Annotated in this window: 16 protein-coding genes and 3 pseudogenes; 4 read left to right on the top strand and 15 right to left on the bottom strand. The window is 67.0% G+C overall.

Features of this window, described 5'->3' with window-relative positions; all coding sequences use genetic code 11:
- Nucleotides 1-56 precede the first annotated feature (56 nt).
- Nucleotides 57-1,373 carry a pentapeptide repeat-containing protein gene (locus FSYMDG_RS22790; RefSeq protein ID WP_013872723.1) on the top strand — a complete coding sequence of 439 codons (1,317 nt, stop codon included), beginning with the start codon at nt 57-59 and terminating at the stop codon, nt 1,371-1,373.
- Between the two features lie 173 nt (nt 1,374-1,546).
- On the opposite strand, the gene FSYMDG_RS25845 is transcribed toward FSYMDG_RS22790, so the two are convergent.
- The 11 genes and pseudogenes from FSYMDG_RS25845 to tnpC all read right to left on the bottom strand — a co-directional run bounded on the left by FSYMDG_RS25845 (nt 1,547) and on the right by tnpC (nt 10,125).
- The gene (locus FSYMDG_RS25845; RefSeq protein ID WP_131772256.1) at nt 1,547-1,963 is read right to left on the bottom strand and encodes a hypothetical protein; all 417 of its coding nucleotides are present in this window, start codon (nt 1,961-1,963) and stop codon (nt 1,547-1,549) included.
- 82 nt (nt 1,964-2,045) lie between these two features.
- Nucleotides 2,046-2,479 (bottom strand): annotated as a pseudogene (locus FSYMDG_RS24070) (IS630 family transposase); the annotation flags it as partial.
- A gap of 45 nt (nt 2,480-2,524) precedes the next feature.
- A protein-coding gene (locus FSYMDG_RS06150; protein WP_085948540.1) for an IS3 family transposase occupies nt 2,525-3,702 on the bottom strand; the annotation gives its coding sequence in 2 pieces (ribosomal slippage) (nt 2,525-3,441 and nt 3,441-3,702; 1,179 coding nt in all).
- Between the two features lie 46 nt (nt 3,703-3,748).
- Nucleotides 3,749-4,432, bottom strand: a pseudogene (locus tag FSYMDG_RS06140) (IS630 family transposase); the annotation flags it as partial.
- Nucleotides 4,433-4,456: 24 nt separating this feature from the next.
- The gene (gene tcmP, locus FSYMDG_RS24065; protein WP_157490978.1) at nt 4,457-5,185 is read right to left on the bottom strand and encodes a three-Cys-motif partner protein TcmP; all 729 of its coding nucleotides are present in this window, start codon (nt 5,183-5,185) and stop codon (nt 4,457-4,459) included.
- Nucleotides 5,186-5,308: 123 nt separating this feature from the next.
- Complete coding sequence (locus FSYMDG_RS06135) at nt 5,309-6,061, bottom strand: DUF5131 family protein (RefSeq protein WP_013872721.1); 753 nt, start codon at nt 6,059-6,061, stop codon at nt 5,309-5,311.
- 96 nt (nt 6,062-6,157) lie between these two features.
- Nucleotides 6,158-6,556: a DUF4326 domain-containing protein gene (locus FSYMDG_RS06130; RefSeq protein ID WP_013872720.1), complete on the bottom strand. Its 399-nt coding sequence runs from the start codon at nt 6,554-6,556 to the stop codon at nt 6,158-6,160.
- A gap of 329 nt (nt 6,557-6,885) precedes the next feature.
- The gene (locus FSYMDG_RS06125; protein WP_237703096.1) at nt 6,886-7,776 is read right to left on the bottom strand and encodes an IS3 family transposase; all 891 of its coding nucleotides are present in this window, start codon (nt 7,774-7,776) and stop codon (nt 6,886-6,888) included.
- Between the two features lie 17 nt (nt 7,777-7,793).
- Nucleotides 7,794-8,084 (bottom strand): transposase, encoded by a 291-nt coding sequence (locus FSYMDG_RS28000; RefSeq protein WP_043602641.1) that lies wholly within the window; start codon nt 8,082-8,084, stop codon nt 7,794-7,796.
- A gap of 12 nt (nt 8,085-8,096) precedes the next feature.
- Nucleotides 8,097-8,642 carry a hypothetical protein gene (locus FSYMDG_RS06115; protein ID WP_050803351.1) on the bottom strand — a complete coding sequence of 182 codons (546 nt, stop codon included), beginning with the start codon at nt 8,640-8,642 and terminating at the stop codon, nt 8,097-8,099.
- Between the two features lie 46 nt (nt 8,643-8,688).
- The gene (gene tnpC, locus FSYMDG_RS06110) at nt 8,689-10,125 is read right to left on the bottom strand and encodes an IS66 family transposase (protein WP_013872683.1); all 1,437 of its coding nucleotides are present in this window, start codon (nt 10,123-10,125) and stop codon (nt 8,689-8,691) included.
- Nucleotides 10,126-10,328: 203 nt separating this feature from the next.
- Here tnpC and FSYMDG_RS06105 point away from each other — a divergent pair, with 203 nt between their 5' ends.
- Both FSYMDG_RS06105 and FSYMDG_RS06100 read left to right on the top strand, forming a co-directional pair.
- Nucleotides 10,329-10,571 (top strand): CopG family ribbon-helix-helix protein, encoded by a 243-nt coding sequence (locus tag FSYMDG_RS06105; protein ID WP_043603082.1) that lies wholly within the window; start codon nt 10,329-10,331, stop codon nt 10,569-10,571.
- Nucleotides 10,565-10,909 carry a type II toxin-antitoxin system PemK/MazF family toxin gene (locus tag FSYMDG_RS06100; RefSeq protein WP_043603079.1) on the top strand — a complete coding sequence of 115 codons (345 nt, stop codon included), beginning with the start codon at nt 10,565-10,567 and terminating at the stop codon, nt 10,907-10,909. The genes FSYMDG_RS06105 and FSYMDG_RS06100 overlap by 7 nt, the downstream gene beginning before the upstream one ends.
- A 388-nt stretch (nt 10,910-11,297) precedes the next feature.
- On the opposite strand, the pseudogene FSYMDG_RS27995 reads toward FSYMDG_RS06100, so the two are convergent.
- Nucleotides 11,298-11,612: pseudogene (locus tag FSYMDG_RS27995) on the bottom strand (TIGR03668 family PPOX class F420-dependent oxidoreductase); the annotation flags it as partial.
- A 256-nt stretch (nt 11,613-11,868) separates the two neighbouring features.
- Between FSYMDG_RS27995 and FSYMDG_RS06090 the strand changes: the two are divergent.
- The gene (locus FSYMDG_RS06090) at nt 11,869-12,150 is read left to right on the top strand and encodes a DUF6247 family protein (protein ID WP_013872715.1); all 282 of its coding nucleotides are present in this window, start codon (nt 11,869-11,871) and stop codon (nt 12,148-12,150) included.
- 574 nt (nt 12,151-12,724) lie between these two features.
- On the opposite strand, the gene rdgB is transcribed toward FSYMDG_RS06090, so the two are convergent.
- The 3 genes from rdgB to FSYMDG_RS06075 all read right to left on the bottom strand — a co-directional run bounded on the left by rdgB (nt 12,725) and on the right by FSYMDG_RS06075 (nt 15,452).
- Entirely contained in the window at nt 12,725-13,375 is a 651-nt protein-coding gene (rdgB, locus tag FSYMDG_RS06085; protein ID WP_050803714.1) for an RdgB/HAM1 family non-canonical purine NTP pyrophosphatase, read from the bottom strand.
- Nucleotides 13,376-13,482: 107 nt separating this feature from the next.
- On the bottom strand, nt 13,483-14,229 hold the full coding sequence (gene rph / locus FSYMDG_RS06080; protein WP_013872713.1) for a ribonuclease PH: 747 nt from the start codon (nt 14,227-14,229) through the stop codon (nt 13,483-13,485).
- A 476-nt stretch (nt 14,230-14,705) separates the two neighbouring features.
- Complete coding sequence (locus FSYMDG_RS06075) at nt 14,706-15,452, bottom strand: MBL fold metallo-hydrolase (protein WP_013872712.1); 747 nt, start codon at nt 15,450-15,452, stop codon at nt 14,706-14,708.
- Nucleotides 15,453-15,955: the final 503 nt, after the last annotated feature.

Below are 15,955 nucleotides of genomic sequence, written 5' to 3'. Positions count from 1 at the left end.
TATGGACAGCGAACCTCAGGTTCGCTGTCCACGGAAGCGGGATCACTCCAGAGTGGATGAACGCTCAGCTCGCTGGCGCTCGCTGGACGGTGGCTGTCTACTCGTCGGCGTACTTCGATTCCCACTGGTGCACCAACGAATGGACCGCGGCACTGGCCCGCAAGACCCTGTTGCCGGTCCGGGTTGAACCGGTCATCCCTCCGGAGACATTGCGGACCCTGACCTGGGTGGATCTGTTCGACCAGGACGAACCGCGGGCACGGGCGCAACTACTGCGGGCGGTCGGGCTTCATGTGCTGCCTCGTCTGGCCGTGTTCCCGGGACGGCCGGCGGCCCTGGCCGCATTCCCCGGACCGGGACCAGGACAACAGCCCGGACCTGACAACCCTGCCGACAGGCTCATGACGGCGCAAGACCACCTCGCCCAGGCAGTTACCCTGACACGGCTCGCAGGCGTCCGCGCTATCCAACGGCTCGTCGACGACCACCCAGCCGATCTCGGCATCCTCACGACAGCCGCCGATGTGCTCGCCGCTCACATACGCAGCACCAGCATTCCGACCCGGATTCCCGACGACGTTGCTGCCGCGCTTCCTGCTCTCCGGCAGCTGTCCGGCATTCCTCGTGACCTCACCGGAGCCCAACTCGCCCGGGTCGATCTCCACGACGCCGACCTCACCAAGATTATTTTCATCGACGTGAACTTGGCCCTAGCGAATCTACGTGGTGTGGACCTCACCGGTGTCCAGCTGAACAGAGCCAACTTGCGCGGTGTGGACCTCACCGATGCCCGGCTGCGAGGGGCGGATCTCACCGGCGCTCGACTGCGCAGGGTGGACCTCACCGACGTGAACCTCGCCGGCGCCCAGCTGGACAAGGTGGACTTCGCTGGCGCCCGGCTGACCGGTCTGGACTTCGCTGGCGCCCGGCTGGCCGGGGTGGACCTCACCGGGGCGGATCTCACTGATACCGCTCTAGCCGGGGCGAACCTCGCTGGGGCTCAGCTAGCCGGTCTGGACTTCACCGGTGCCCGGTTGGACCGGGTAGACCTGAGTGGGGCGAACCTCATTGGGGCCCAGCTGCACGGGGCGGATCTTATCGGGGCGGATCTTTCCGGCGCCAAGCTGAATGGAGGAGACTTCACCGGTGCCCGGCTGACCGGGGTGGACCTCACCGGAGCAGATCTCGCCAACACCAGGCTGGCCGGGGCGGATCTCACCGGGGCAGATCTCACCAGTGCCTATTTGGTTGGGGTAAACCTAACTGACACAGTGGGACTAACACAGACCCAGGTGGACGCAGCGCGAGGGAACGTTAATACGCGGCTGCCGGTGGGTTTGGTACGTCCGCCACACATGAATGGGATCTATTGATCGTCGGCGCCGGTCGCTGTGCTCCGAGTCCGGCCAGCACGCCGGCCGCGCCGGTTTTCGGTGGATACGCTCCCACGACCAGGTTTCTGGCTCTGGCCGCCAGCGAAGCTGCCTGATTAACGGACGACTGGAAACCTGAACCACCGAATTCCGCTTGAACTAATCGAGTCATTCTAGCCATGCCGTCCAGTCAGAGTATCTTTATATATTTTGATTTTGGTGTTTCGTGGTTTAATGAAGCCGGCTTTAACGAGTGCATCCCAGGCTGCGCGCAGGTGCTTCTCGCGGGCTTGGCCGAGGGTTGGACCATAGATATCATTGATCTTTCCGAGTAATGGAATCGAAGATTCCTTCGCCACGAGCTGGCGCAGGTTGTCGCCGATCTGACTGATCCACTCAGCTTCGAGTTTCCGTTCGATCTCTGCGGCTTCTTCCTCGGGTGACTGGGACCGCACCTCGTCATAGGTGAAGAGCCCGTCGGGTTCCTGAGATTTCCGGGCGAGCTCTTCTGCCAGATCCTCTTCGCGACAGGCCGCGCGCCAGTCGGCGTTGGCACCCGAGACCGCATCATTAAACTTCCACGGTGCCACTGGATTGCGGAAGAAGAGAACGAGTAGGAAGAGGGGTAGGTGGGTGGGTCGGCGGCGTACTGGGACGCAGAAAGTGTCGTATCTAGTGTCCTGAGTCGTTGATTCGCTGGCAGTAGGCGGCGAGGGTCTCGAGGATCTCGTCGGCGGTCTTGGCCCAGACGAACGGCTTCGGGTCCTTGTTCCAGGCGTTGATCCATCGGCGGATGTCGGCTTCGAGTTCGACGACCGAGCGGTGCGTCGATCGGCGCAGCTTGCGGGTGGTCAGCTCCGCGAACCAGCGCTCGACCAGGTTCATCCACGACGCCGAGGTCGGGGTGAAGTGCAGGTGGAAGCGGGGTGGCGCAGCAGCCAGTTCTTCACCGCCGGGGTCTTGTGGGTGGCGTAGTTGTCCAGGACCAGGTGCAGGTCGTAGCCCTTCGGGACCGAGGAGTCGATCAGCTTGAGGAAGCGCAGGAACTCCTGGTGACGGTGCCGCCGGAAGGTCTGCGCGATCACCGACCCGGACGTCGGGTCGAGGTGCTGCCCATTCTACGGACACGCGATAACTGGACTATATCAGCTTTACGCCGCCTCTGGTATTGATGTCCGACTCGTCAGGTAGAGACGTTCGACGTGTTCCGGGGTGTGGTAGCCGAGGGTGGAGTGGAGTCGCTGCCGGTTGTAGAAGACTTCGATGTACTCGGCGATCGCACTGCGGGCGGCACGACGGGTTAGGTAAATTTCCCGATAGACGAGTTCGTTTTTCAGGGTGCCAAAGAAGGATTCGGCGGCGGAGTTGTCCCAGCACACTCCGGTGGCGCCTACGGAAGGTCGCACGCCGTGTCGTGCCAGCGTGCGATGGTAGGCGTCGGACGTGTATTGCGTACCGCGATCCGAGTGAAAAACCGCGTTCGGTGCAAGGGTGGTGCGGGACGCGGCCATGGTGAATGCGTCGACGACGAGTTCGGTCCGCATGTGACTGGCCATCGACCAGCCGAGAACCTTCCGTGAATAGCAGTCGATGACCGTGGCGAGATACAGCCAGCCTTCGCCGGTACGGACATAGGTGATGTCACCGACGAGCTTGGCCCCGGGGCGGGTGGCGGTGAAGTCGCGGCGGACGTGGTCGGTGGGCACCGGCGCCTGGCCGGGGATCGTGGTGCGGCGGTAGGCCCTGGGCTGGCAGGCCTTCAGCCCTGCTCGGCGCATGATCCGTCGGGCGAGGCGGACCGAGGTGGGCTGGCCCGACGCGGTCAGAGCGGCGGCGATCCGCCGCGCGCCGTAGGTCTGGCGCGAGGCGGCGAACAACGCCCGCACCTGGGTGTCCAGGGTGGTGTGCCGGCGGGTCCGGGACGACACCGGTCGCTGGTACCAGTCGTAGAAACCGGACGTCGACACCACGAGCCACTGGCACATTTTGCGTATCGGGTAGTTGTCCTTCTCCGCGGCGATCAGCTCGAACTTATCGATCACTGATGGCGTTGCGCGAAGAAGGCTGCCGCTTTTGAGAGGAACTCGCGCTCCATCCGGAGTTCCCGGTTCTCCTTCTCCAGCTCCCGTAGCCGGGCACGCTCGGACATCGACAGCGGTTCTTCTTCGCCTTGGTGGGCCCGACGCCAGGTGGCCACCCAGCTCCCCAGGGTTCCCTCGTTGATACCGAGGTCCTTCGCGATCGCCGATACCGGCCGACCCGAATCGATGACGAGTTTCACTGCCTCGTCCTTGTACTCGGGCGTGAACCGCCTCCGGGACTCAGTCATCAATCTCCTCCGCTCACGGATCAATTATCCCACATAGGGATCACTGTCCGAAGAACGGGGACCACCTCAGGTCGAGCGCGGCGAACAGGCTGGTCGTGCCATGGCGGACGTAGTCGTGGGTCATCCGCTGCGGGGTACCCGGCATCAGGGGCAGCACCGGTGCCGTGCGATCCAAAGCTTGCACCTGCGACTTTTCGTCGACGCAGAGCACGATCGCCTTCTCCGGCGGGTCGAGGTAGACCCCGACCACGTCACGGACATTGTCCACGAACAGCGGGTCGGTGGACAGCTTCCACGTCTCGACCAGATGCGGCTTCAACCCGAACGCCCGCCACATCCGTGACACCGTCGACTGCGACAGCCCACTGGCCCTCGCCATCGACCGCGATGTCCAATGGGTATCGCCGTTCGGTGGCTTCTCCTCCAACGTCCTCGCGATCACCGCCTCGACCTGGGCGTCGGTGACCTTCCGAGGCGCTCCCGGACGTGCCTCGTCTGACAGGCCCTCCAGCCGGTCGACCGCGAACCGCTCCCGCCATTTCGCGACCGTTCCCCGGGTGATCCCGAGCTCGGCCGCGACCCCCGAGTTCGTCCCACCGTCCGCGCAGGCCAGCACGATCCGCGAGCGCAACGCCAGCGCCTGCGCGGTCTTCCGCCGTCGGGCCCAGCCCTCCAGCACCGCACGCTCAGCAGACGACAACTCGATGGGATCCGCGCTCGGGCCAGGCACCAGCCCATTCTATCTGCACACGAATCAACGACTCAGGACACTAGTACGTGCGTGAACGCGGCTACGGAACTCGTCAACGACCGCTACGGCGGCGCGTGCTGCTGAACCTGGGCTGTCGTCCGCACGTGTGGAGAGAAATACATTCCTCCACCAGTCGCCGCCGAAAAAACGATCCAATCTGTTCAAGATCTCAGTCTGTCCGGCGTTCAGTCTCCTACTGGCGAGAAGCCCGCCCCAGCGTTGTACGACCTGGATGTTGAGGTTCAGCAGGACCTCGGTAGGTGCTCGTGTAGGCCGGCACAGCAATTTGTCAACGAGGGCGTCGTAGCCGAGGGCGGAGCCGTAGGGGTCGAGAAATGCCAGAAGCGGGGTGTTCTGAGCAAGACGTAGGGTCTCGTCAAGGTGGTTCGTGACGTCGCCGAGGCGCACATGCCACCGTAGCTCTGAAGGTGCCGCGTCCCGTAGGCGCCGCTGTAATTCCGTGTAGTTAGCCTGATCGGCTTCGATGAAGATGCACTCCACATCGCGATCCCACCGTGCCACCTCACGCGCTGACTCGATCGCAAGGAGCGGTGAACCAGGTGATCCATCGTCATAGCCGCCGCGGCCGGCGTATCCGTCGAGGTAGACAACCCGGTGGTCAACGCTGGTAGAGCCGGTCATCGTCGTGAAGACCGGAGCGTAGCGACGGATGACACCATGCTTGAGCACCGCGGCAGCCTGACGACGCTGAAAGAAGCCTTCTCCGGTCACAGGCTGTCCCCTCGTCACACGTGATGTGTGAACAGCATCTCATATAAGCGAGCAGCCTGTGACCAAAAGTGTCGAAGAAGCATCGGATGCTGCCTCTGGGGCTGAGGGATCAGAGGATGCGAGTCATGCGGCGGGCTTTCCGCGGGTCGGCATCTCATCCCAGATGCGACCGTCAAGATGGCGTCCTCCGGCCTTGGGGGTGCGTCCGCCCCACTGCTTGAAGAAGAACGGCACGTCAGCGGTGGTGCAGGCGTCTCGTAGCCCGGTCAGCCATGCTCGGTCGACGGGTCGATGGTCAGGGCCGGACTCGCCACCTGCGATGACCCAGTCGATGTGGCTGAGTTCGATGGCGGCCAGTGGGCCGAGGAGTGGCTCGCAGGACAGGAAACGGACTGCGGCAGGGACGGCCCGCAGATCGTCGACCCGATACAGGGTGTCGGCGTTCTCCACAGAGACACCCATCCACACGTTGTCTGGCCATGGCAGCTGGTCGGCGAGGCGGGCCAGACGCCGGGATCGTTTGGTCAGCACCTGGTAGGTGTGCTGCGGGGTGTCGCTCATAACTTCGAAGACCTGGTGGATGAAGGGTGTGGGTACCCGTGCATGGAACAGGTCGCTCATGGAGTTCACGAACACCTGCCGTGGGCTGCGCCAACGGCGGGGGATGCCGAGCACATCCGGGTGAACCGTGAGCCCGAAGCCGGGTCCGGAGGTCCGGGGGTTCCCATCGTTCTGGTACTTGGGCTGGCCCATCGCCTTCAGCCGCCGCGCCAGGCTCAGCGCATAGCAGTTATCACATCCTGCTGATATTCGATCACATCCCGTTGTGGGATTCCACGTTGCCTGCGTCCACTCGATCGTGCTCCGATCGGCCATGATCTACCCCCTCGTCTGCGATCTTTGCAGCATTGCACCTGCGTGTGACAGTTTTGTGGCTGACGCGCGTCAGCCACACGCCGAGCTCTGATCAGGTCACAGAGTGGCCTGCCTGGTCAGGGCGGCGAGCACGTCACCGTGGCAGGCCAGCGGTGTGCAGTGGCAGGCCAGAGCCTTCCCGCGAAGCTCCGGGAGGCGGGCGAGTACCGCGCTTCGGCTGAAGGTGCGGGTTCCGGCCGTCCGCTCGTCCGGCCCGTCTCCGGCAAGCCAGGCCCGGTACCGGGCGATCATTGCGGCCCGTTCGGTATCGGTGGCGCCTCGGCGCAGCGGGAACGGGTTGCCCCACAGGGTCTGCCGGTCGATGCGGACGAGTCGTCCTATGTCCTTCAGATGACGTAGGAACGGCCCGTACGGCTGGTAAAGGGGCGGCAGGCGAACGACGACCGTCTCCCCGTGGTCGATCCTGGTCAGCACCTCGAGGTCCGCCGGATTCATGATCGGTTCTCCTGTTCGTCTGCGGAGACCCTGCCCAGGCAATCGCCGGTGGTCATCATCGGTTTCCTCCCAAGCGGATCGCCGTCTGCTGGGCCTTGCTCGCGGACCATTCCCGGAACGGCGTCCGGCCCACCGCCTGACGATTCAGGATCACCGCAGGTCACGCCCTGTTTTCGGCGGTAATGGTAAAAGACTTAGGATCTGCCGCCTTCGGGCGTGGGGGTTCAAGTCCCCCCTCCCGCACTCGCCAGGCCGAGCAGCCGGATCCCGGCATAGCCGCAGGTCACGAGTCTTCTCTGGAGGGTTCCCACTTTCGTGGACAGTCCTAACTATGCAGCACGAAGTGTTTGTCCGTCAAATTCTTCCTCGAACTCGACAGGCGTGAGATAGCCGATCGAGGAGTGCAACCGCTGCCGGTTGTAGTAGATCTCGACATATTCGAAGATCCCCGCCCGGACGCGGTCTATGGTATCGAACGGGTGGAGGTGGACGAACTCCTTCTTGAGGGTGGCCCAGAAGGACTCCGCCGCGGCGTTGTCGAAACAGATCCCGGTACGGCCGACGGAGTTTCGGACGTTGTTGTCGCGACAGAAGGCGACGAACTCACGGCTGGTGTACTGACCGCCTCGGTCGGCGTGGAATATGACGCCGCCGGGTGGCCGCCGGCGGGTGACGGCCATACGAAGCGCGTCGAGAACGAGTTCGGTGCGCATGTGATCGGCGACCGCCCAGCCGGCGATCTTCCGAGAGAACGCGTCGATGACGGAGGCCATGTACACCCAGCCATCCCAGGTGCGAATATATGTTATGTCGCCGTACCACAACTGGTTCGGTGCGGACGCGGCGAAGTCTTGGCCGACAAGATCAGGCAGCGATGAGGAGTCCGCGGCCTGCACCGTCGTCACCGGCCGGCGGGGACGCGGATGCACGCTGACCAGGCCCATCGTCGCCATCAGCCGCTGGACCCGCTTGTAGGCGACGGCGACGCCCTGGCGGCGGATCTCGTGGAAGATCCGCCGCACGCCGTACCGCCCCTCGAGACGGTCGAAAACAGCTCTGATCATGGTCGACAAGGTGGCGTCGTCCTTCTCCCTCCGAGACGGGCCGCGTTTCTTCCACGCATAGTAGCCCTGTCGGGACAGGTCGAGTTTCTTGCACATGTAGTCGACGGGAAAGGTGTTCGCGCCGTCGGCGGACACAGGCTTCTTCGGAGCGTGTATCGAGATGAACTCGAACTTTACTTCTGCTCGCTCGCGAAGAAGCTCGCCGCTTTTTTTAGGAAGGCGATGTCCATCTGCGCCTGCGCGTACTTCTTCCGGAGCTCCTCAAGTTCCGCGCGCTCCGACACCGACAGCGGCCGCTCCTCGGTCTCGCCGTTCTCCTTCGCCTTCTTCACCCAGTTTCCCAACGTGGTCTCGTGGATACCCAGACTCTTCGCGACCTCGGTCACCGACCGGCCCGAGTCGAGCACCAACCTTACTGCCTCGGATTTGTACTCCTGGGTGAACTTCCGGCGAGCTGACCCCATGACGCTCCTTCCCTATGGACAGCGAACCTCAGGTTCGCTGTCCACGGAAGCGGGATCACTCCACTCGCCGATTATCGCTTGGTAGCGCGTCGTCCGGTGGCGTCCGGTCGAGTCCGGCCGTATCCGGGGGTTCGCGGACCATACCCGGACCGGGTCCGGGACGGCTGGCCGCGGTGGCTCCGGTAGGGCGACGAGCCCCAACGCTGTCGCGATTCGGCGTAGCTGAAGTTCAACATCACCGTCGATGCACTTCTCGTACACCCGGTACAGGATCCCGACCGAGTGGCCGGCCCACTCCGCGACCTGCGCGCCCTGCACGCCAGCGTTCAACCAGCCCGACACGCACGCATGCCGCAGGTCGTACGGGGTCGCTCCGAACGGCGAGGCGACCTGGGCAGCGGTGAGCGCCGCGCCGCGTGCCGCCCTCCACGCCTTCCCGTAGGTGTTGGAGCGGACAGGACCGCCGCGCGGGGAACGGAACACCTTGCCGTCCTGGCCGGCTGGGAAGGCCGCCAGGTGGGTCCGTAGCAGTGCGACAAGCGGCGGCGGGATGGGCACGCGCCGTATGTCCTTCGTAACTAGTCAGGTAGTTTTTGATCTTGAGTTAGCTGATCGCGGGCATCCAGGGACGGCCCTCGGCAAGTTGGACGAGAGCGTCGAACAGGCTGATGCTGTGTTTGGTGGCGGTGGACAGGTAGCTGCGGATCGCGCAGAACTGGCGGGCGCCGGTGAGCGTGCGTAGGCAGCCGGATACCTTCTGCCGTAGTTTGATCATGCGGATGTCGCGTTCGGAGCCGTTGTTGTCCGCGGGAACCCGCCAGTCGCGGGTGAACCGAAGGTAGTCGGCTTCGCGGTCGACGAGCCGGCAGGCCAGGGCATGGCGGGCGGCCATGAGTTTCGTGCCGCGCGGCGAGGTCTGGCTGATCCCGATGTGAGCGGCGTGGCGCAGCTGCCGGGTCTGGGTGGCCGGTGCCTGCTCGTCGATGGTGACGCCGGTAGTGGCGGCGTCGACGGCGAGGCGGTGCAGGGCGACGAGCGCGTCGCCTGCCTGGGCGGCCCAGCACCAGGTTCCCGTCGGGGCCGCGTCGACGACGGCCTGTAGTTCGCGCAGCACGTGAGCGACGCACAGCTGGTGGGTGGCGCCGGTGTAGCTGTCGTAGGGGGCCCAGGCGTCGTGGACCACCACCCCACCGAAGGCGGGAAGCACCCCGAGGGCGTCGATCCCGCCGCTGCCGCGGGTGGCATGGCAGTCGATCAGCGTGTACTTGTCGGTGCGGGCGCAGTGCACCCAGTGCAGTTTCCCGGCGACCCGCAGCCCCGTCTCATCGGCCCCGATCACGTCGGCGGCGGCCAGCAGACCCCGGACGGTGTCACGGAAGCCGTCGAGTCCGGCGGCGGCACGGGCGGTCATCGCACCGACCGTGCCCGCCGAGATCGGGATCCCAACCAGCTCGGCCAGCGCGGTCGCGGTCCGCTCCTGCGACAGGAACTGACCGGAATACAGGTAGACCACCGCCGCGGCCACCCGCGGCCCGTACTGCACCGGCGCGTCCACCCCGGCCGGTGCCGCCGCCTTCGTCCGCGTCCCGCAGCCGCACTCCCGCTCGATGAGCTGATGTTCGACCACATGCGGACGTAGTTCGGGCAGGTCGAACACCTGCCGCCGTTCGGTCCGGGTCACAGGCCGGCCCGCAAGCCCCGCCCCGCACCCCGCACACGGCCCCGGCTCATGCCGCAGGCGCACATCAGGCTCAGCGAGCATCCGCAGCGTCGATCCCGGATGCCCGCCCTGCCCACCGGGCCTGCGGCCGGTCTTCTTCCGCAGCGACTTCGGTGGCGGTTTCGCCAGCCCGTCCGAACTCGGTGGCTTCGCCGAGTTCCGCGAGTTCTTCGCGACCTGAGCTTCCAGCTCGGCGATCCGCACCCGCGCCTGTTCCAACGCCGCAGCGGTCTCGACCAGCTGCGCCCGCAGACTCACCACCAGCGCCGCGAGCTCGTCATACGACGGCACCGGCGGCGACGCGGGCGGACCATCCGACACACCCGGACCCTACGGCCCGATCAACCACACAGCACCAACGACCCGGGCCTTCAGGCCATCGAGGAGTCCCAGCCAGCCGGGAAACCAAAAACAAACGATCTACCAGACCTGACCAGTTACTGGCCTTCTTGGGTCGGTGCTTGAGTTCCCTCGGGGGGCGCACCGCAGGCGCCACGATGGTCATACCCGGTTATACTCGCCTTATGAAAACTGCCATCTCGATCCCCGATGACACGTTCGACGAGGTCGAGCGCCACGCGGTCGCGCTCGGCGTGAGTCGTTCGGAGTTCTTCACGACAGCAGCCCGCCACTACCTCCAGAAGCTCGATGCCCAGTCGCTGACCGAGCGCATCGACGCCGCACTCGCGCTCGCGGGCCCCGACGACTCGTCCGAGGCCGCGGTGCGCGCGGGCCGCCTGACCTTGGACGACGGCGAGAACTGGTGATCCCTCGCGGCGCTGTCCACTGGGCCGATCTCGGCGAGCCAGCGGGCAGCCGGCCGGCGAAGCACCGCCCAGTGCTGGTCGTCCAGGCCACCTCCTACAACGCGAGCCGGCTGGCCACCGTCATCGCGGCCGTCATCACCTCGAACACGGCGCTGGCCACCATGCCCGGCAACGTCTTCCTCCCAGCCGCCGCGACCGGCCTGCCCCGCGACTCCGTCGTCAACGTGACCGCCATCGTCACCCTCAACAAGAACGAGCTCGGGCGCGCCGTCGGCACCGTCCCGGCAGGCCTCATGCAGGAGATCGACCGGGGACTGCGACAAGTGCTCGCTCTCTGAGCGGACGCCCGTGGGAACCTGCTGGCCAGGATCGGATACCAGACGGAGGCGCTCCACACGGACGGACGGACGCGGGCTGTGGCCGTCACGGGGCTGGGCTGTAGGACCAGCCGGACCAGCGGCGGACGTCGATCAGGATGACCGGGCCGGTTGGTCGATGCCGCTGGTACTGGTGGTACTTCGCCGCCAGCCGGTCGATCGCGTCATGCCAGGCGGCACTCTCCCCCGCCGAGGCGTTCCCGACAGATCCGGCTCCGGCGGGGCCGCCCCCGCCGGAGCCGTCCCGGCCGCTGGACCCGTCCCCGACGGTTCCAGCGCAGGCGGGTTCTCCGGTGGCGGCTCCGGCGGTGTGGGTGTGTTCGTCGGCGGGCTCGGCGGTGCGGGCGGGCTCGGGTGCGGTGGCGGGGGGTTCGGCGGGGATGACGCGGGCGAGGCCGTCGGCGCGGGCCCACCACAGGGTCTGCCAGTCCTCGTCATAATGATCGGCGATCAGGGTGACCCGCGGGTTGGCCGCGATGTTGGCCAGGCGTCTGAGGGCCGTCGACCGTTTGGGCTTGTGATCCACCGCGGTGACGATCGCGTTGTCCTGGAGCGCGAAGGTCACCGGCACCAGGTGCGGCTGCCCGGCCGCGTCCACGGTGGCGAGCCGGGCGACCCTGGCGGCGGCGAACCGGCGGCGTGCCTCACCGGCCTCCAGGTTCACCGGTATCTGACCGAGCCCGAGTTCATCCTGGCTCCGGGTTATCGTGGCTCCGGGTTCATCGTGACTCCGGGTTCATCGTGACTCCGGGTTCATCGTGACTCCGGGTTCATCGTGACTCCGGTGCGTCTTGAATCCTGGGTTTGTCCTGGATCCGGGTTCGTCCGAGCAGGGTGCACCGCGAGCCCCGACTCCTTCACGTTCAGAAAGCAGTACACCCCGTCCGCGTTACCGTCAGGCGGAGCGAGACAATGGAAACATGGCTGATACGGACGTGCCGGCCTCGCTGGACGGGCTGCGGATCCGAGTGGACAAGACGGGGTCCGCGGTGCATGCCGCGCTGGACGCCGACCAGCGGGCCGTGTTCGAAGCGGAGTTCCGGGCGGCGCTGGCCCATGTCGACGACCAGTTCGGTCTGGACGCTGTCCAGGACGTGGTCGAACGATGGTGGCCGGCCGCGGTGCTGTGCGCGAATCCGGAGATCCGACAACGGGCGGCTCCGGGGATCCGACAGGAGATCGACATAGGCAACCAGCACTGACCGGCGGGCGCTGAGCACCCGGGGCTCGTCGGCAGCGCTGGCGCCACCGGCCAGCTTGTGACCAACCGACGCCCGACAACCCAGGGTGATCGAGGACGCGACTGGGGTGTCACGAGTCGGGGACGGATGGAACGACCCGGACACCTCAGCCGCGTCCTTAACCTACCCTGCCGATAGCAAATAGTCACTGATCGATTACAGGTGGTTCCAGCCTACACGGCGATTGGCATCCATGTACCCGGTTTGATGCGCTCCACCGCCTCATCTTTTGCCGGATTTCGCCGCTGCCCGCTCAGCGTTGACAATCCGGTAACAGAAAGTGCCCGGATACCGGGTGTCGAATGATCCCGTGAAACTCTCCGGACATAACCGACGGCTGCCCGATGCAAGACGGATCAGAGACAACACGAACACGCGACGCAACCACATGACACAGCGCAGGCAAACAGAGGACGCAGGCAGGCACGGCGGTCCAGGCGGGACGGCACGCGCGGAACGACCCGGGCGAACAGGGACGGGACAGCTCGAACGGACGAAGTGACGCGAACGGACGGCCCTCGGCCGACAGCAGCCGTCAGAGGGCCAGCAGCTCCCGTAGGACGGCCGCGAGCTGGCCGAAGGCATGTCCTCGATGGCTGATGGCGTCCTTTTCCGCCGGGCGCAGCTGCGCGCTGGTCCGGTTCTGCCCGTCGGGGAGGAACAGCGGGTCATAGCCGAAACCGCCGTCCCCGCGGGACTCCCGCAGCAGTCGCCCGCGCATCTCCCCGTGCACGACCCGTTCGGCGCCCGCCGGCGTCACCACCGCGGCCGCGCACACGAAGGCCGCGCCACGGCGCTCCTCGGGGACGTCGGTGAGCTGGGCGAGCACGAGCGCGTTGTTGGCGGCGTCCCGCTCGGCCCGGCTGGCACCGGGCAACGGCCCGGACCAGCGGGCGGACAGGACACCGGGCATGCCGCCGAGCACGTCGACGGTCAGGCCCGAGTCGTCCGCGACCGCGGGCAGGCCGGTCACCCGCACCGCGTCCCGCGCCTTGATCAGGGCGTTCTCGGCGAAGGTGGCGCCGGTCTCGGGGACGTCGGGGCCGTCCGGCAACGCCACGAGTTCGACGTCGAGACCGGCCAGCGCGAGGATGCGGCGCAGTTCGACGAGCTTGGCGTCGTTACGGCTGGCCAGCACCACCCGCCGGGGCCACTGCCGGCTCTCGACGGGCCCGCTCCCGCCCAACACCTCCGCGCCAGGGCCAGGGCCAAGGCCAGGGCCGCCGGGGCCGCTGCCCACGGGACGCCCGTGGCCGGGGCCGCTCACCACGCTTCCTTCATCGGGGAGGGTGGTCACCGGGTACCCGGTCGCGCTCCGCCGGCGGGTACCGGGCGCGGGCCCGCCAGCGCCGCCCGCTGGACCTCGGTCAGCCGCGCGCAGCCCCCGACGGCCAGATCGAGCAACTGGTCGAGCATCGCGCGGTCGAACGGCAGGCCCTCGGCCGTCCCCTGCACCTCGACGAAGCCGCCGTCACCGGTGCAGATCACGTTCATGTCGGTGTCGGCGCCGGAGTCCTCGTCGTAGGCGAGGTCCAGCAGCGGCCGGCCGGCGACGACCCCGACGCTGACCGCCGCCACGCTGCGGATCAGGGCGTCCGGACGGCCGAGCCAGCCGCACGCGTCCGACAGCGCGACATACGCGCCGGTGATCGACGCGGTACGGGTGCCGCCGTCGGCCACCAGGACGTCACAGTCGATCGCGATCGTGTTCTCGCCCAGGATCTTCAGATCGATGCAGGTACGCAGGCTGCGGCCGATGAGCCGGGAGATCTCGTGCGTGCGGCCACCGATGCGCCCGCGCACGGACTCGCGGTCGTTGCGGGTGTTCGTCGCCCGCGGCAGCATCGAGTACTCCGCGGTCACCCAGCCCAGCCCGCTGCCCTTGCGCCAGCGCGGGACGCCTTCGGTGACCGATGCCGCGCACAGCACCCGCGTCCGCCCGAACTCGATCAGCGCCGAGCCCTCGGCGTGGTCCTGCCAGCCACGGGTGATGTTCACCGGGCGGAGTTCCCCGGATGTCCTGCCGTCGGAACGTCTCACGACGACTGACCCTACCGGGCGGACGCAACTCGACACCGGTCGAATCCAACCGGACATCATCAGCGACAGTACGAAAAACCCGCCAACGGGCGTCCCACCGACGGGCCAGGGCCAGTGGACGTGTCCGGGCCGGCAGGTGCCCGGATCGACAGGCGTGCCCAGCGCCCGCACCGGGCACCTGCCGGTCCCTGCCCAGACCGGCCCGGTCGCGACATCGCGGCCAGTGGCGCCAGGAACCAGATCCGCGCCCGCGGCGACACAGGCAACCGGCAACCGGCGTCCGGTGTCCGCGGAGTCCGACATACCAGGCTGAATCCGGCCTGATAGGCCTGCCGGCCCGGGTCGCGTCCCAGCCTGGCGCCGGTTCCCGACGGGCCGCCCGCGACGGCTCTTGGCCGCGCGGACGACGCGCTCAGCCGACCGGCGGCCAGCCGGTCCGGCAGCCGGTCCGGACGGGGATGGCCCGGATGCCGTGGCTAGATCTCGTAGATGGCGCCGGTCTCGGCCAGGGTCAGCGGGCCGTCGAAAGCGCCGGCCGCCTCCTCGCGGCTGCGCTCGGCGTCTCCCCACGGCACCAGATGGGTGAGCACGAGACGGCCCACGCCCGCCTTGGTGGCGTGCTCGCCGGCCTCCCGCCCCGACAGGTGCACGCCGGGGGGGTTGTCCGGGACGTCCAGGAAGGCCGACTCGCAGAGGAACAGGTCGGTGTCCCGGGCCAGCTGGACCAGCTCGTCGCAGGCGCTGGTGTCACCGGAGTACGTCAGGGAGCGCCCCTCGGCGGTCACCCGCATCCCGAACGCCTCGACCGGGTGCGCCACCCGCTCCAGATCGATCCGGAACGGGCCCACGTCCAGCCGGCCGGGGCTGATCGTCCGGAAGTCGTAGATGTCGGCGAGGGAGTCCTCCGGCCAGCGCTCGAACGCCGAGCACAGCCTTTCCTGGGTGTTGATGGGCCCGTAGACGGGCAGCTTGGGCGGCATTCCCTCCGGGTGGTAGCGGCGGGCGTAGGAGTTCACCACCAGGTCGAGACAGTGGTCACCGTGCAGGTGGGAGACGAGCAGCGCGTCGACGTCCCGCAGGTCGCAGTGCCGCTGCAGCTCGCTCATGGAGCCGTTCCCGGCGTCGAGTACCAGCCGGAAGCCGTCGGACTCCACCAGGTAGGACGAACACGCCGACCGGGGTCCCGGGTAGGTTCCCGAACATCCCAGAATCGTGAGCTTCATCGGGCCACCGCCAATGCCGTCAGTACCGATACCGTCCGGGCTGGTGTCGCCGGTACTGATGTTGTCAGTACCGGTACCGCCCGCGCGGGGCGCGGGCTGGCCGCCGCGCGCCGGCGGAGGACCGGTCCGGGTCGGCCCGGATCATCGAGTGCTCCGCGCCGACCAGGTTGCTGGTGATCCTTCATTGCGGTTTCTGCGCTACTCGCCAATGTGACGCCCTCTCCCCTGACAAAGCCGATGACGCCGGTCAACAAAAGGTGACAGATGGTATAGCCCGGGATCAATGAGTACGCATCGACTTCTCGACACAGCGCCGAACAGGCCCTGATCCGGCCGAGGGCCTCCGGCTCCTCGAACCACGATCTCGCTCCTGACCTCCAGGGATGGGCCGGCAGCCGGCCGCGTCCTGGAGAGCCGGCGGATGGGAAGACGTCGTAAGGCGCGCCGCCCACGGGGACACCGCGGGCGGCGTGGGCGGTCACGACCGCGACCGCGCCGGTTCT

Source organism: Candidatus Protofrankia datiscae (genome assembly GCF_000177615.2).
Taxonomy (GTDB): Bacteria; Actinomycetota; Actinomycetes; order Frankiales; family Frankiaceae; genus Protofrankia; species Protofrankia coriariae.
The sequence above is the reverse complement of the archived record's forward strand: the minus strand, read 5'-3'. Positions and strand labels throughout refer to the sequence as shown.

What these genes read in the sequence shown, in the direction of transcription:
- FSYMDG_RS06075 (WP_013872712.1), bottom strand. Translation starts at nt 15,452, where the DNA reads ATGAAGCTCACGATTCTGGGATGTTCGGGAACCTACCCGGGACCCCGG.
- FSYMDG_RS06105 (WP_043603082.1), top strand. Translation starts at nt 10,329, where the DNA reads ATGAAAACTGCCATCTCGATCCCCGATGACACGTTCGACGAGGTCGAG.
- FSYMDG_RS06135 (WP_013872721.1), bottom strand. Translation starts at nt 6,061, where the DNA reads ATGGCCGATCGGAGCACGATCGAGTGGACGCAGGCAACGTGGAATCCC.
- FSYMDG_RS06130 (WP_013872720.1), bottom strand. Translation starts at nt 6,556, where the DNA reads ATGAATCCGGCGGACCTCGAGGTGCTGACCAGGATCGACCACGGGGAG.
- FSYMDG_RS28000 (WP_043602641.1), bottom strand. Translation starts at nt 8,084, where the DNA reads ATGGGGTCAGCTCGCCGGAAGTTCACCCAGGAGTACAAATCCGAGGCA.
- FSYMDG_RS22790 (WP_013872723.1), top strand. Translation starts at nt 57, where the DNA reads ATGAACGCTCAGCTCGCTGGCGCTCGCTGGACGGTGGCTGTCTACTCG.
- FSYMDG_RS06090 (WP_013872715.1), top strand. Translation starts at nt 11,869, where the DNA reads ATGGCTGATACGGACGTGCCGGCCTCGCTGGACGGGCTGCGGATCCGA.